This window comes from Pseudomonas sp. BC42 (assembly GCF_021560055.1).
Taxonomy (GTDB): Bacteria; Pseudomonadota; Gammaproteobacteria; order Pseudomonadales; family Pseudomonadaceae; genus Aquipseudomonas.
This window is the reverse complement of the sequence record NZ_CP091067.1, coordinates 5895748-5908848: the sequence shown is the minus strand read 5'-3', so window position 1 is coordinate 5908848 and position 13101 is coordinate 5895748. Positions and strand designations below refer to the sequence as shown.

Here is a 13101-nt window from a genome sequence, read left to right as displayed (position 1 = left end):
TTATGACGAAGAAATACTTTGGCACCGACGGCATTCGTGGTCGTGTGGGCGAATACCCGATCACTCCAGACTTCATGCTCAAGCTCGGCTGGGCGGCAGGCATGGCTTTCCGCAGCATGGGGGCTTGCCGGGTGCTGGTGGGCAAGGACACCCGTATTTCTGGCTATATGTTCGAGTCGGCTCTGGAGGCCGGATTGTCCGCCGCCGGCGCGGATGTGATGTTGTTGGGGCCGATGCCAACACCGGCGATCGCTTACCTGACGCGCACCTTTCACGCCGAAGCGGGCATTGTCATCAGTGCTTCGCACAATCCTCACGATGACAACGGCATCAAATTCTTCTCGGGCGAAGGTACCAAGCTCCCCGACGAAGTAGAGCTGATGATCGAAGAGTTGCTGGACGCTCCGATGACCGTGGTCGAGTCGAGCAAACTCGGCAAGGTATCGCGAATCAATGACGCCTCGGGGCGGTATATCGAGTTCTGCAAGAGCAGCGTGCCTTCCAGCACCAGCTTCGCCGGCCTGAAGATCGTCCTGGACTGTGCTCACGGCGCGACCTACAAGGTAGCGCCCAGTGTGTTCCGTGAGCTGGGTGCGCAAGTGACGGTGCTTAGTGCGCAACCTAACGGCCTGAACATCAACGAGAACTGCGGTTCGACTCATATGGCGCAACTGCAGGCGGCAGTTCTGGCGGAGCATGCGGACCTGGGGATTGCCTTCGACGGTGACGGTGATCGGGTGCTGATGGTCGACCAGACCGGCGCCATCGTTGACGGTGACGAACTGTTGTTCATCATCGCTCGTGATCTGCATGAGCGAGACAAGTTGCAGGGCGGCGTGGTCGGTACTCTCATGAGTAACCTCGGTCTTGAGCTGGCGTTGGCGGATCTGGGTATTCCTTTTGTGCGAGCCAATGTTGGCGACCGTTATGTGATTGCTGAGCTGCTTGAGCGCAACTGGTTGGTGGGTGGAGAGAATTCCGGCCATATCGTGTGCTTCCGCCACGCGACCACCGGTGATGCAATCATTGCCGCGCTGCAGGTGCTGATGGCGCTCAAGGCGCGTGGTGAAAGTCTGGCGCAATCACGCCAGGGTCTGCGCAAATGCCCTCAAGTGCTGGTCAACGTCCGTTTTGGTGGCGGCGACAGTCCGGTTGAGCATCCTGCTGTGAAAGAGGCTTGTGAGCGCGTTACGACCGCTATGGCGGGGCGTGGCCGGGTTTTGCTGCGCAAGTCCGGTACTGAGCCTCTGGTGCGTGTCATGGTCGAAGGTGACGATGAAGCGCAGGTTCGAGCCTACGCCGATGAGCTGGCAAAACTGGTTGCTGAAGTTTCTGCCTGATTTCGGCTTGCCAGTGTTGTTTTGGTTGGGTAACATCTGCGCCCACTTTGACCGACGAGGTACAGCATGCGTCGCCCTATGGTAGCTGGTAACTGGAAGATGCACGGTACCCGCGCCAGCGTCGCTGAGCTGATCAACGGCCTTCGTCATCTGGCCTTGCCAAGCGGTGTTGATGTCGCGGTATTCCCGCCTTGCTTGTATATCAATCAAGTGATTGATGGCTTGAAAGGCAAGTCGATTCAGGTCGGCGCGCAGAACTCTGCGGTGGAATCCATGCAAGGTGCGTTGACGGGCGAAATCGCCCCGAGTCAATTAGTGGATGCAGGTTGCTCCCTGGTGCTGGTTGGGCACTCCGAGCGCCGCCTGATCATGGGTGAGCGTGACGCGACTCTCAATCGCAAGTTTGCAGCAGCGCAGGCCTGTGGTTTGAAGCCGGTTCTGTGTGTAGGGGAAACCCTTGAGCAGCGCGAAGCTGGTAAGACTCTAGAGGTTGTCGGGCGTCAGCTGGGCAGCATCATCGAAGAGTTGGGTGTTGGCGCTTTCGCCAATGCGGTTATCGCTTACGAGCCGGTCTGGGCTATTGGTACCGGGCTGACTGCAACACCGCAACAGGCGCAGGATGTGCACGCAGCCATTCGCGCTCAGTTGGCGGCAGAGAATTCTGAAGTGGCACGAGGAGTGCGGCTTCTATACGGCGGCAGCGTGAAGGCGGCCAATGCGGTCGAACTGTTCGGCATGCCGGATATCGATGGGGGGCTCATTGGTGGAGCTTCCCTGAATGCAGATGAGTTCGGTGCGATCTGTCGCGCCGCGGGAAACTGAAAAAATGCTGGAAACAGTCGTAGTCGTTTTTCATCTGCTGGGTGCCCTGGGCGTAGTTGCTCTGGTTTTGCTGCAGCAGGGTAAAGGTGCCGATGCTGGCGCGTCTTTCGGTGCAGGTGCTTCAAATACTGTGTTCGGAAGCCAAGGTTCCTCTACCTTTCTTAGTAAGTTTACTGCTATACTTGCCGCCGGTTTCTTCATGACCAGCTTGGGGTTAGGTTACTTTGCTAAAGAGAAAGCTCACCAGCTGACTCAAGTAGGTTTGCCAGATCCAGCAGTACTTGAAGTACCAAAGCAAAAACCGGCTTCTGATGATGTCCCGGTGCTCCAAGAGCAAAAGTCGGCCAACAGTGCGACTGACGTACCTCCAGCTCCAGAGCAGAAGTAAGAAGGGTTTCACGCAGTAACGTAGTCTATGCCGAGGTGGTGGAATTGGTAGACACGCAACCTTGAGGTGGTTGTGCCCATAGGGTGTAGGGGTTCGAGTCCCCTTCTCGGTACCAATTGTCAGGAGAGCCCGCTGTTGCGGGCTTTCTTGTAGGTGGAAGGTTACATTGACCCAAAAAGGGATCGGTCGTATACTTCCGCCCCAGCTTTGTCGCGGGGTGGAGCAGTCTGGTAGCTCGTCGGGCTCATAACCCGAAGGTCGTCGGTTCAAATCCGGCCCCCGCAACCAGTTTTAGCGGAGCCCCTTTTCAGGGGCTTTTTGTTAGCTGGACACTTTACAGCGCCGCTATTCAACGGCGTTTCCGGGATGGGCGCTTCGCCCATTTTTTATTTGCACAAGCATGCACGAGGGGGTTCAGGTGTCGAGCAAGCTAGAACAGTTGCAGGCCTTGTTGGCCCCGGTGGTCGTGGCCCTTGGCTATGAATGCTGGGGTATTGAGTTTTCGGCTCAGGGTCGCCACTCATTGTTGCGCGTTTATATCGATAAAGAAGGCGGTGTGTTGGTGGACGATTGCGCCATCGTCAGCCGTCAGATCAGTGGTGTTCTCGACGTGGAAGACCCGATCTCCGTTGAATACACCCTTGAAGTTTCCTCTCCTGGCATGGAACGCCCACTGTTCACCCTTGAACAGTTTGCCAAGTATGTCGGTGAGCAAGTGAAGATCAAGCTGCGCTCGCCCTTCGAAGGTCGGCGTAATTTTCAGGGCCTTCTCCGCGGGGTGGAGGAGCAGGACGTCGTGGTGCAGGTAGATGATCACGAGTTTCTGTTGCCGATCGATATGATCGACAAGGCCAACATTATTCCCAGTTTTGACTGAGACGCGGATCCCGCGGATCCAATGGCTTGCGAAAGGCGAGGCGTACGATGAGCAAAGAAGTACTGCTGGTTGTTGAGTCGGTATCCAATGAAAAGGGTGTACCGGCAAGCGTGATTTTTGAAGCGCTGGAGCTGGCCCTGGCCACTGCTACCAAAAAGCGTTTTGAAGACGAAGTGGACCTGCGTGTGGAAATCAATCGCCACACCGGTTCCTACGAGACTTTCCGTCGCTGGACGGTGGTCGAAGAAGCCGATCTGGATGATCCAGCGGTCGAGACCTGGTTGAGCAAGGCTCGTGAAACCCATCCCGACGCTAAAGTCGGTGATGTGATCGAAGAGAAAATCGAATCCATCGAGTTCGGCCGTATCGCTGCCCAGACCGCCAAGCAGGTCATTGTGCAGAAGGTTCGCGAAGCCGAGCGCGCACAGGTAGTTGATGCCTATCGCGAGCGCCTGGGTGAAATCATCTCCGGCACCGTGAAAAAAGTGACACGTGACAACGTGATCGTTGACCTGGGTAACAACGCCGAAGCGTTGCTGGCCCGTGAAGACATCATCTCCCGTGAGACTTTCCGGGTTGGCGTGCGTCTGCGTGCGCTGCTCAAGGAAATCCGCACCGAGAACCGCGGCCCGCAGCTGATCCTGTCGCGTACCGCGCCGGAAATGCTGATCGAGCTGTTCCGTATCGAAGTGCCGGAAATTGCCGAAGGCCTGATCGAAGTCATGGCCGCCTCCCGTGATCCGGGTTCGCGGGCCAAGATCGCAGTCCGCTCCAAAGACAAGCGCATCGACCCGCAGGGCGCGTGCATTGGTATGCGCGGTTCGCGCGTCCAGGCCGTTTCCGGCGAGTTGGGCGGCGAGCGTGTGGACATCGTCCTGTGGGACGAGAACCCGGCGCAGTTCGTGATCAATGCCATGTCGCCGGCTGAGGTCGCGGCAATTATCGTTGACGAAGATGCCCATGCCATGGACATCGCCGTTGGCGCAGACAACCTGGCTCAGGCCATTGGTCGCGGTGGTCAGAACGTGCGTCTGGCCAGCCAATTGACTGGCTGGACCCTGAACGTGATGACCGAATCGGACATCCAGGCCAAGCAGCAAGCAGAAACCGGCGACATCCTGCGCAATTTCATCGATGAGCTGGAAGTCGATGAAGAACTGGCACAGGTTCTGGTTGATGAAGGCTTCACCAGCCTGGAAGAGATTGCCTACGTACCGCTGGAAGAAATGCTCAACATCGACGGCTTTGACGAAGACATCGTCAACGAGCTTCGCGCTCGGGCCAAGGATCGCTTGTTGACTAAAGCCATCGCTACTGAGGAAAAGCTGGCAGACGCCCATCCGGCCGAAGACCTGCTCTCGCTTGAGGGTATGGACAAGGATTTGGCGATGGAACTGGCGGTGCGCGGCGTAATTACCCGCGAAGACCTGGCCGAGCAGTCTATTGACGACCTGCTCGACATCGACGGCATTGACGATGATCGTGCCGGCAAGTTGATCATGGCCGCCCGAGCCCATTGGTTCGAGTAATTAGGCGCGGCCTGAGGAGAGAAGTGCATGACGCAAGTCACGGTGAAACAACTGGCCGATGAGGTCAAAACACCGGTAGAGCGCCTGCTGCAGCAGATGCGTGAGGCAGGTCTGCCGCACACCGCCGCCGAGGAACATGTGAGCGACAGTGAGAAGCAGTCGTTGTTGACTCATCTGAAAAGCAGCCACAAGGCGAAAGTGGAAGAACCGCGCAAGATCACTTTGCAGCGCAAGACCACCAGCACCCTGCGTGTTGCTGGCAGCAAGAGCATCAGCGTTGAAGTGCGCAAGAAGAAAGTCTTCGTGCAGCGCAGCCCGGAAGAAATCGAAGCCGAGCGTCAACGCGAACTGGAAGAACGTCGCGCAGTAGAAAATGCTGCTCGTCAAAAGGCTGAAGAAGAAGCCAAGCGTCGCGCCGAAGAAGAAGCGCGTCGCCAGCCTGCTCCGGTTGCCGAGCCTGTTGCTGCGCAAGCTGCTGCAGCCCCTGCACCTGCGCCTGTGGTCGAAACTGTGCAAGAAGCACCGGTGGCCGCTCCGGCACCAGTGGCCGAGCGCAAGAAAGACGAGCAGCGCCGTCCGGACAAGTCCCGCAACGACGACAACCGTCGCAGCGGCGATGGCGAGCGCAAAAACGCTCCGCATCGTGCTTCGGTCAAGGAAAAGGCACCAGCACCGCGTGTTGCTCCACGTACCACCGACGAAGAAAGCGATGGCTTCCGTCGTGGTGGTCGCGGCAAGGCCAAGCTGAAGAAACGCAACGCTCACGGTTTCCAGAGCCCGACCGGGCCAGTGGTACGTGACGTGCAGATCGGCGAGACCATCACTGTGGGCGAGTTGGCCCAGCAGATGTCGGTCAAGGCTGCCGAAGTCATCAAGTTCATGTTCAAGCTGGGTACTCCAGCCACCATCAACCAGGTTCTGGATCAGGAAACTGCCCAGCTGGTTGCTGAAGAACTGGGCCACAAAGTGACCCTGGTCAGCGACACCGCCCTGGAAGATTCCCTGGCCGAGTCCCTGAAGTTCGAAGGTGAAGCGGTTGCCCGTGCGCCGGTCGTGACCGTAATGGGCCACGTTGACCACGGTAAGACCTCGTTGCTGGACTACATCCGTCGCGCCAAAGTGGCCGCGGGCGAAGCCGGTGGCATTACCCAGCACATCGGTGCCTACCACGTAGAAACCGAGCGCGGCATGGTCACCTTCCTCGACACCCCGGGTCACGCCGCGTTTACCGCCATGCGTGCCCGTGGTGCCAAGGCCACCGACATCGTGATCCTGGTGGTTGCAGCGGACGACGGCGTGATGCCACAGACCGTTGAAGCTGTTCAGCACGCTCAAGCTGCCGGCGTTCCGCTGGTGGTTGCGGTGAACAAGATCGACAAGCCGGGCGCCGACCTGGACCGTATCCGCAGTGAACTCTCGGTTCACGGCGTGACGTCGGAAGATTGGGGTGGCGATACGCCGTTCGTACCGGTCTCCGCGAAAATGGGTACGGGTGTCGACGACCTGCTCGAAGCCGTTCTGCTGCAAGCCGAAGTACTGGAACTCAAGGCGACTCCTTCGGCTCCTGGCCGTGGTGTCGTGGTTGAATCCCGTCTCGACAAGGGCCGCGGCCCGGTAGCCACCGTGCTGGTTCAGGACGGTACGCTGCGTCAAGGCGACATGGTGCTGGTCGGCTCGAACTACGGCCGTGTGCGCGCCATGCTCGACGAGAACGGCAAGCCAATCAAGGAAGCCGGTCCTTCCATTCCGGTCGAGATCCTCGGCCTGGACGGTACTCCGGATGCTGGCGACGAGATGAGCGTAGTGGCCGACGAGAAGAAAGCCCGTGAAGTGGCTCTGTTCCGTCAAGGCAAGTTCCGCGAGGTCAAGCTGGCCCGTGCTCACGCCGGCAAGCTGGAAAACATCTTCGAAAGCATGGGCCAGGAAGAGAAGAAGACGCTCAACATCGTCCTCAAATCCGACGTCCGTGGTTCGCTGGAAGCTCTGCAAGGCGCTCTGAACGGCCTGGGCAACGACGAAGTGCAAGTGCGCGTAGTGGGCGGCGGCGTCGGTGGTATCACCGAGAGCGATGCCAACCTGGCACTGGCCTCCAACGCTGTACTGTTCGGCTTCAACGTGCGTGCCGATGCCGGTGCACGGAAGATCGTCGAGCAGGAAGGTCTGGATATGCGTTACTACAACGTGATCTACGACATCATCGAAGACGTCAAGAAGGCCTTGACCGGTATGTTGGGCAGCGACGTTCGGGAGAACATCCTGGGTGTTGCCGAAGTTCGCGACGTGTTCCGCTCGCCGAAGTTTGGCGCGATCGCTGGTTGCATGGTCATCGAAGGTGTCGTGCACCGTAACCGTCCAATCCGTGTACTGCGTGAAGACATCGTTATCTTCGAAGGCGAGCTGGAATCCCTGCGCCGCTTCAAGGATGACGCCTCCGAAGTGCGTGCCGGCATGGAATGCGGTATCGGCGTGAAGAGCTACAACGACGTCAAAGTCGGCGACAAGATCGAAGTCTTCGAGAAGGTCCAGGTTGCTCGCAGCCTCTAACTCGCGCACTTCAAGAGCCCTGGTGGCCCGCCGCATGCAAGTGCCCGGCGCCTCCAGCGGCCTCTAAACGCAACGCCCGGTCTGGCTCCTGCCAGGCCGGGCGTTTGCCGCTTTCAGACCACACGGGTTTCACCGTGAGGCAGTAACAGGTAACAAGACATGGCAAAAGAATACAGCCGTACCCAACGCATCGGTGATCAGATGCAGCGCGAACTGGCGCAGCTGATCCGTCGCGAAGTCAAGGATCCACGCGTCGGCCTGGTGACTATCACCGCCGTGGAAGTCAGCCGTGATGTCGGTCACGCGAAGATTTTCATCACCGTGATGGGCCAGGAAAACGCCGAAGAGATCGCCCAGAGCATCAAGGTGCTGAACTCGGCGGCAGGTTTCCTGCGCATGCAACTGGCCAAGGAAATGAAGCTGCGCAGCGTGCCGCAACTGCACTTCCATTACGACGAAAGCGTGGCTCGCGGGGCACACCTGTCGGCCCTGATCGAGCGTGCCGTGGCTGAAGACAGCCAGCATGGCGACGCGCCTGCCCCTGAAGACGCCAAGGAGTAAGCGGTGGCTCAGGTCAAGCGTATCCGTCGTAACGTCAGCGGCATCATCCTCCTGGACAAGCCGCTGGGCTTCACCTCCAACGCGGCGCTGCAGAAAGTCCGCTGGTTGCTCAATGCCGAGAAAGCCGGTCATACCGGCAGCCTCGACCCCCTGGCCACCGGTGTGCTGCCGCTGTGCTTTGGCGAGGCCACCAAGTTCTCGCAATACCTGCTCGATTCCGACAAGGGTTACGAAACCCTGATGCAATTGGGCAAGACCACCACCACGGCGGACGCTGAAGGCGAAGTTTTGCAGACCCGTGAAGTGACCGTTGGTCGTGCCGATATCGAAGCGGTATTGCCGGAATTTCGCGGTGAAATCAAACAGATACCGCCGATGTACTCCGCCCTCAAGCGCGATGGCCAGCCCCTCTACAAACTGGCTCGAGCAGGGGAAGTGGTGGAGCGCGAACCGCGTTCTGTTACTATTGCGCGCTTGGAATTACTCGCCTGTGAAGGCGACACTGCGCGCCTGGCGGTGGACTGCAGCAAAGGCACCTATATCCGCACCCTGGTGGAAGATATTGGTGAAAAGCTCGGCTGCGGTGCTTACGTTGCAGAACTGCGGCGGACCCAGGCCGGACCTTTCAGCCTGGCCCAGACGGTCACCCTGGAAGAGCTTGAGGCCGTGCACGCCGAGGGCGGCAACGAAGCGGTGGACCGCTTCCTGATGCCATCGGACAGCGGCTTGCTGGATTGGCCGCTGCTGCAGTTCTCGGAGCACAGCGCGTTCTACTGGCTCAATGGCCAGCCGGTACGTGCCCCGGATGCACCGAAGTTCGGCATGGTGCGGGTACAGGATCACAACGGTCGCTTCATCGGTATCGGTGAAGTGAGCGAAGACGGGCGCATCGCGCCGCGTCGACTGATTCGGTCAGAATGACCGGACGAGGGTGGCTGTTAACAGGCACGGTCACTACTCATTTATAGATACAGGGATTTGTCCCTGGCCTGTTGAAACTGTTCTTGAACAGTTTCCTGATATAAGGATTGCCCACATGGCACTCAGCGTTGAAGAAAAAGCTCAGATCGTAACCGACTACCAGCAAGCTGTTGGTGACACTGGTTCGCCAGAAGTGCAAGTTGCACTGCTGACCGCCAACATCAACAAACTGCAAGGTCACTTCAAAGCCAACGGTAAAGACCACCACTCCCGTCGTGGCCTGATCCGCATGGTAAACCAGCGTCGTAAGCTGCTGGACTACCTGAAAGGCAAAGACCTGAGCCGTTACAGCACCCTGATCGCTCGTCTGGGTCTGCGTCGCTAATCAGCGATTGCGCTATGAGGTTGGTTGTTTGCCATGCGTCAGCGGTTTTTCCGCCGGCGTATGGCAGGCTTCCAGCCTCAAGTTTTATCTGCTGCACTGTTTTACCTGGACAATAAAGGCTGGGCCGATTCCCCGCATTGCCCAAGAATTTCGCAAGAAGCAAGTTTCCCCAAGAGCCACAAAGAAGGTAGGACACCGTGAACCCGGTAATCAAAAAATTCCAGTTCGGTCAGTCGACCGTCACCCTCGAGACTGGCCGTATCGCCCGTCAAGCCTCCGGCGCAGTATTGGTCACCGTTGACGACGACGTCAGCGTATTGGTGACCGTGGTGGGCGCCAAGCAAGCGGATCCAGGCAAGGGCTTCTTCCCTCTGTCCGTGCACTACCAGGAAAAGACTTACGCTGCCGGTAAGATCCCTGGCGGTTTCTTCAAGCGTGAAGGCCGTCCTTCCGAGAAAGAAACCCTGACCTCGCGTCTGATCGACCGTCCGATCCGCCCTCTGTTCCCAGAAGGCTTCATGAATGAAGTGCAGGTTGTCTGCACCGTGGTTTCCACCAGCAAGAAGACCGATCCGGACATCGCTGCGATGATCGGTACCTCGGCTGCCCTGGCGATCTCCGGCATTCCTTTCGACGGCCCGATCGGCGCCGCTCGCGTGGCTTTCCACGAAAGCACCGGCTACCTGCTGAACCCGACCTACGAACAACTGGCTGCTTCGAGCCTGGACATGGTCGTTGCCGGTACCGAAGAAGCCGTACTGATGGTTGAATCGGAAGCCAAAGAGCTGACCGAAGACCAGATGCTGGGCGCGGTACTGTTCGCCCACGACGAATTCCAGTCGGTGATCAAGGCTGTCAAAGAGCTGGCTGCCGAAGCGGCCAAGCCTACCTGGGACTGGGCTGCTGCCCCAGAAGCCACCGAACTGCTGGGCGCTATCCGTGCCGAGTTCGGCGAAGCCATCTCCCAGGCTTACACCATCACCGTCAAGGCCGACCGTTACGCGCGCCTGGGCGAGCTGAAAGACCAAGTGGTTGCCAAGCTCTCCGGTGAAGAAGGCCAGCCTTCGGCTGCCGAGGTCAAAGCCGCTTTCGGCGAGATCGAATACCGCACCGTTCGCGAAAACATCGTCAACGGCAAGCCACGTATCGACGGCCGCGACACCCGCACCGTACGTCCGCTGAACATCGAAGTCGGCGTCCTGCCGAAGACCCACGGTTCGGCCCTGTTCACCCGTGGCGAAACCCAGGCCCTGGTGGTTGCGACCCTGGGTACTGCCCGCGACGCACAGCTGCTGGACACCCTGGAAGGCGAGAAGAAAGACCCCTTCATGCTGCACTACAACTTCCCTCCGTTCTCGGTGGGCGAGTGTGGTCGCATGGGCGGCGCGGGGCGTCGTGAAATCGGTCACGGCCGTCTGGCCCGTCGTTCGGTCCAGGCCATGCTGCCAGCCGCCGACGTGTTCCCTTACACCATCCGCGTAGTGTCGGAAATCACCGAATCCAACGGTTCCAGCTCCATGGCTTCCGTGTGCGGTGCTTCCCTGGCACTGATGGACGCCGGTGTGCCGATGAAGGCACCGGTTGCCGGTATCGCCATGGGCCTGGTTAAAGAAGGCGAGAAGTTCGCCGTCCTGACCGACATCCTGGGTGACGAAGATCACCTGGGCGACATGGACTTCAAGGTAGCCGGTACCGCCAAAGGCGTGACCGCGCTGCAGATGGACATCAAGATCAAGGGCATCACCGAAGAAATCATGGAGATCGCCCTGGGCCAGGCCCTGGAAGCTCGCCTGAACATCCTCGGCCAGATGAACCAGATCATCGGTCAGTCCCGTAGCGAACTGTCGGCCAACGCACCGACCATGATCGCGATGAAGATCGACACCGACAAGATCCGTGACGTCATCGGTAAAGGCGGCGCCACCATCCGCGCGATCTGCGAAGAGACCAAGGCTTCGATCGACATCGAAGACGACGGCTCGATCAAGATCTTCGGCGAAACCAAGGAAGCGGCAGAAGCCGCGCGTCAGCGCGTTCTGGGCATCACCGCGGAAGCCGAAATCGGCAAGATCTACCTCGGCAAGGTTGAGCGCATCGTCGACTTCGGCGCTTTCGTCAACATCCTGCCGGGCAAGGACGGTCTGGTGCACATCTCCATGCTGAGCGACGCTCGCGTTGAGAAAGTCACCGACATCCTGAAAGAAGGTCAGGAAGTGGAAGTGCTGGTATTGGACGTGGACAACCGCGGCCGTATCAAGCTGTCCATCAAAGACGTGGCAGCGGCCAAGGCTTCGGGCGTTTAATCGTCCTATAGCCTCATGCTGAACAAGCAAACGCCCCGACTGGTTCGGGGCGTTTTGCTATCTGCGGCAAGGCTTCTTGGTTGCTGGTCCAGGGTACGGGTGCTAGGTTTTAGCCCACGCCGGTGTAGCTCAGTCGGTAGAGCAGCGCACTCGTAACGCGAAGGTCGCAGGTTCGATTCCTGTCATCGGCACCAGAATCGAGTTTGGAGCGGTTTGCAACTGTATGGCCCCTCCAGCAAAGTCCATCTTGTGCTGAATGAGCACCCTCGAAAGATACGTCTTCAAGAAATGCCGTCAGCCAGGTTTAACCTGTGTTGAGTTCATGGGCAGTCTTCATAACAAATTATTGATAGTCGTCACGGCTTATTCTGAGGATTGCTGGACGTGCTGTTCTATTTAATTGGCTACTCCTGTAGTTGATTGTTGAATGGCATTTTTAAAGGTTCTTACAGTCGGTAAATAGTAAGCCGAACCGAAACTTCGTTTTTTTATATTCGTTAGTGCCTATCGTGCTTCTGGCCGTTTCTCCGTTGGCATTTGAGGGCAATGCTTTCGTGGTGGGATGGGAGTCGTACTTAGTTGCTTATGCGGTTACTTGATGCTGGCCATGAATCAGGTGGTGCCAGCGAACGGCATTGCCCATAATGGCGCCCGGGAATCATGGAGTGTTCAGCGTGAAGAAGTGGAAGTTGGCGTTGATTGGCGCAGTGTCGCTGGCCCTTGCAGCCTGCGAGAAGGCCCCTACATATGAGTTTGAGGGGCAGTATTTTGCAATGGAGGGCGAAGAGTGCACGACTCCGGCGAATGTGAAAGATGCTGAACAATATTATCTGGAGATCACCAAAGAAGTGCGGGGCAGAAACGTGTTGTTCTCGGCTCGTTTTCCAGCAGCTGCGAAGGCTGGACTGCCTGTTGTCAGTGCGCAGAGCGTCTCGCCCAATGATGATAACCAGCTGACTTTCAATTTTTATGAACCTAAGTCAGCCGGAACGCCTCCTGAGGCTACAAAGTTCAATATCGTGCTCTCCGTTATTCCTAATCAACGCAAGGAAGGACACTTGTGGGTGACCAAGGCTGAAATGAATATTGCCCGCGATGGAACAGTCCAGCAGTACGACATCCTGGAAAATCTCAGAAGATTTTTCGAACTCGGCAAGGCAGGCGTTTGCTTGAGAAAAGACACAACAACTGGCTGAGCAACCTTGTTTCCTGCGGTTTCTGGTGGGCCTGTGTCTGATGATGGCCCGCAAATTCGCCGATTTTTCCCTCATGGGTGCATCAGGTCATATAAATCGTCGCTCAAAGGTCCTATATTCGGTTGCTGTCTGAGTACCAGCATGCTGTTTTCAGATGATCCCGAATGGTTCTGAAGGCCAGATAAATCGCCGTTCACGACGATTTTTTGCGGCAGAGAGATCCCAACGATCCAGA

The 13101-nt window shown here is 57.9% G+C and carries 11 protein-coding genes and 3 tRNA genes; all 14 read left to right on the top strand.

The annotated features are described in order from the left end of the window. Window positions 1-2: 2 nt before the first annotated feature. The 14 genes from glmM (at window position 3) to L1O02_RS26660 (ending at window position 12866) form a co-directional block, all read left to right on the top strand. Window positions 3-1340, top strand: a complete 1338-nt coding sequence (gene glmM, locus L1O02_RS26725) for a phosphoglucosamine mutase (RefSeq protein ID WP_016967235.1) — start codon at window positions 3-5, stop codon at window positions 1338-1340. A 66-nt stretch (window positions 1341-1406) separates the two neighbouring features. Further along, a complete protein-coding gene (tpiA, locus tag L1O02_RS26720) occupies window positions 1407-2162 on the top strand; it encodes a triose-phosphate isomerase (protein WP_011059200.1) in 756 nt (251 codons plus the stop codon). A gap of 4 nt (window positions 2163-2166) precedes the next feature. After that, window positions 2167-2550: a preprotein translocase subunit SecG gene (secG, locus tag L1O02_RS26715; protein WP_108544187.1), complete on the top strand. Its 384-nt coding sequence runs from the start codon at window positions 2167-2169 to the stop codon at window positions 2548-2550. A gap of 29 nt (window positions 2551-2579) precedes the next feature. After that, window positions 2580-2665: transfer RNA gene (locus L1O02_RS26710), tRNA-Leu, on the top strand. 96 nt (window positions 2666-2761) lie between these two features. After that, window positions 2762-2838: transfer RNA gene (locus L1O02_RS26705), tRNA-Met, on the top strand. Window positions 2839-2968: 130 nt separating this feature from the next. After that, window positions 2969-3427: a ribosome maturation factor RimP gene (rimP, locus tag L1O02_RS26700; protein ID WP_041120545.1), complete on the top strand. Its 459-nt coding sequence runs from the start codon at window positions 2969-2971 to the stop codon at window positions 3425-3427. Window positions 3428-3474: 47 nt separating this feature from the next. Then, entirely contained in the window at window positions 3475-4956 is a 1482-nt protein-coding gene (gene nusA, locus L1O02_RS26695; protein WP_011059201.1) for a transcription termination factor NusA, read from the top strand. A 27-nt stretch (window positions 4957-4983) separates the two neighbouring features. Beyond that, a complete protein-coding gene (gene infB / locus L1O02_RS26690; RefSeq protein ID WP_060837489.1) occupies window positions 4984-7500 on the top strand; it encodes a translation initiation factor IF-2 in 2517 nt (838 codons plus the stop codon). Window positions 7501-7659: 159 nt separating this feature from the next. Next, window positions 7660-8061, top strand: a complete 402-nt coding sequence (gene rbfA / locus L1O02_RS26685) for a 30S ribosome-binding factor RbfA (protein WP_016967778.1) — start codon at window positions 7660-7662, stop codon at window positions 8059-8061. 3 nt (window positions 8062-8064) lie between these two features. Next, window positions 8065-8982, top strand: coding sequence for a tRNA pseudouridine(55) synthase TruB (gene truB / locus L1O02_RS26680; protein ID WP_060837490.1), 918 nt, complete (start codon window positions 8065-8067; stop codon window positions 8980-8982). A gap of 115 nt (window positions 8983-9097) precedes the next feature. After that, window positions 9098-9367: a 30S ribosomal protein S15 gene (gene rpsO / locus L1O02_RS26675; protein ID WP_060837491.1), complete on the top strand. Its 270-nt coding sequence runs from the start codon at window positions 9098-9100 to the stop codon at window positions 9365-9367. Between the two features lie 197 nt (window positions 9368-9564). Next, window positions 9565-11670, top strand: coding sequence for a polyribonucleotide nucleotidyltransferase (gene pnp, locus L1O02_RS26670; protein ID WP_016967781.1), 2106 nt, complete (start codon window positions 9565-9567; stop codon window positions 11668-11670). Between the two features lie 118 nt (window positions 11671-11788). Next, window positions 11789-11864 (top strand) — tRNA-Thr (locus tag L1O02_RS26665). 480 nt (window positions 11865-12344) lie between these two features. Continuing rightward, window positions 12345-12866, top strand: coding sequence for a hypothetical protein (locus tag L1O02_RS26660; RefSeq protein ID WP_082729316.1), 522 nt, complete (start codon window positions 12345-12347; stop codon window positions 12864-12866). Window positions 12867-13101 lie beyond the last annotated feature (235 nt).

Coding starts and splice junctions, on each gene's coding strand:
- glmM (WP_016967235.1), top strand. CDS start 3: ATGACGAAGAAATACTTTGGCACCGACGGCATTCGTGGTCGTGTGGGC.
- secG (WP_108544187.1), top strand. CDS start 2,167: ATGCTGGAAACAGTCGTAGTCGTTTTTCATCTGCTGGGTGCCCTGGGC.
- infB (WP_060837489.1), top strand. CDS start 4,984: ATGACGCAAGTCACGGTGAAACAACTGGCCGATGAGGTCAAAACACCG.
- rpsO (WP_060837491.1), top strand. CDS start 9,098: ATGGCACTCAGCGTTGAAGAAAAAGCTCAGATCGTAACCGACTACCAG.
- tpiA (WP_011059200.1), top strand. CDS start 1,407: ATGCGTCGCCCTATGGTAGCTGGTAACTGGAAGATGCACGGTACCCGC.
- rbfA (WP_016967778.1), top strand. CDS start 7,660: ATGGCAAAAGAATACAGCCGTACCCAACGCATCGGTGATCAGATGCAG.
- nusA (WP_011059201.1), top strand. CDS start 3,475: ATGAGCAAAGAAGTACTGCTGGTTGTTGAGTCGGTATCCAATGAAAAG.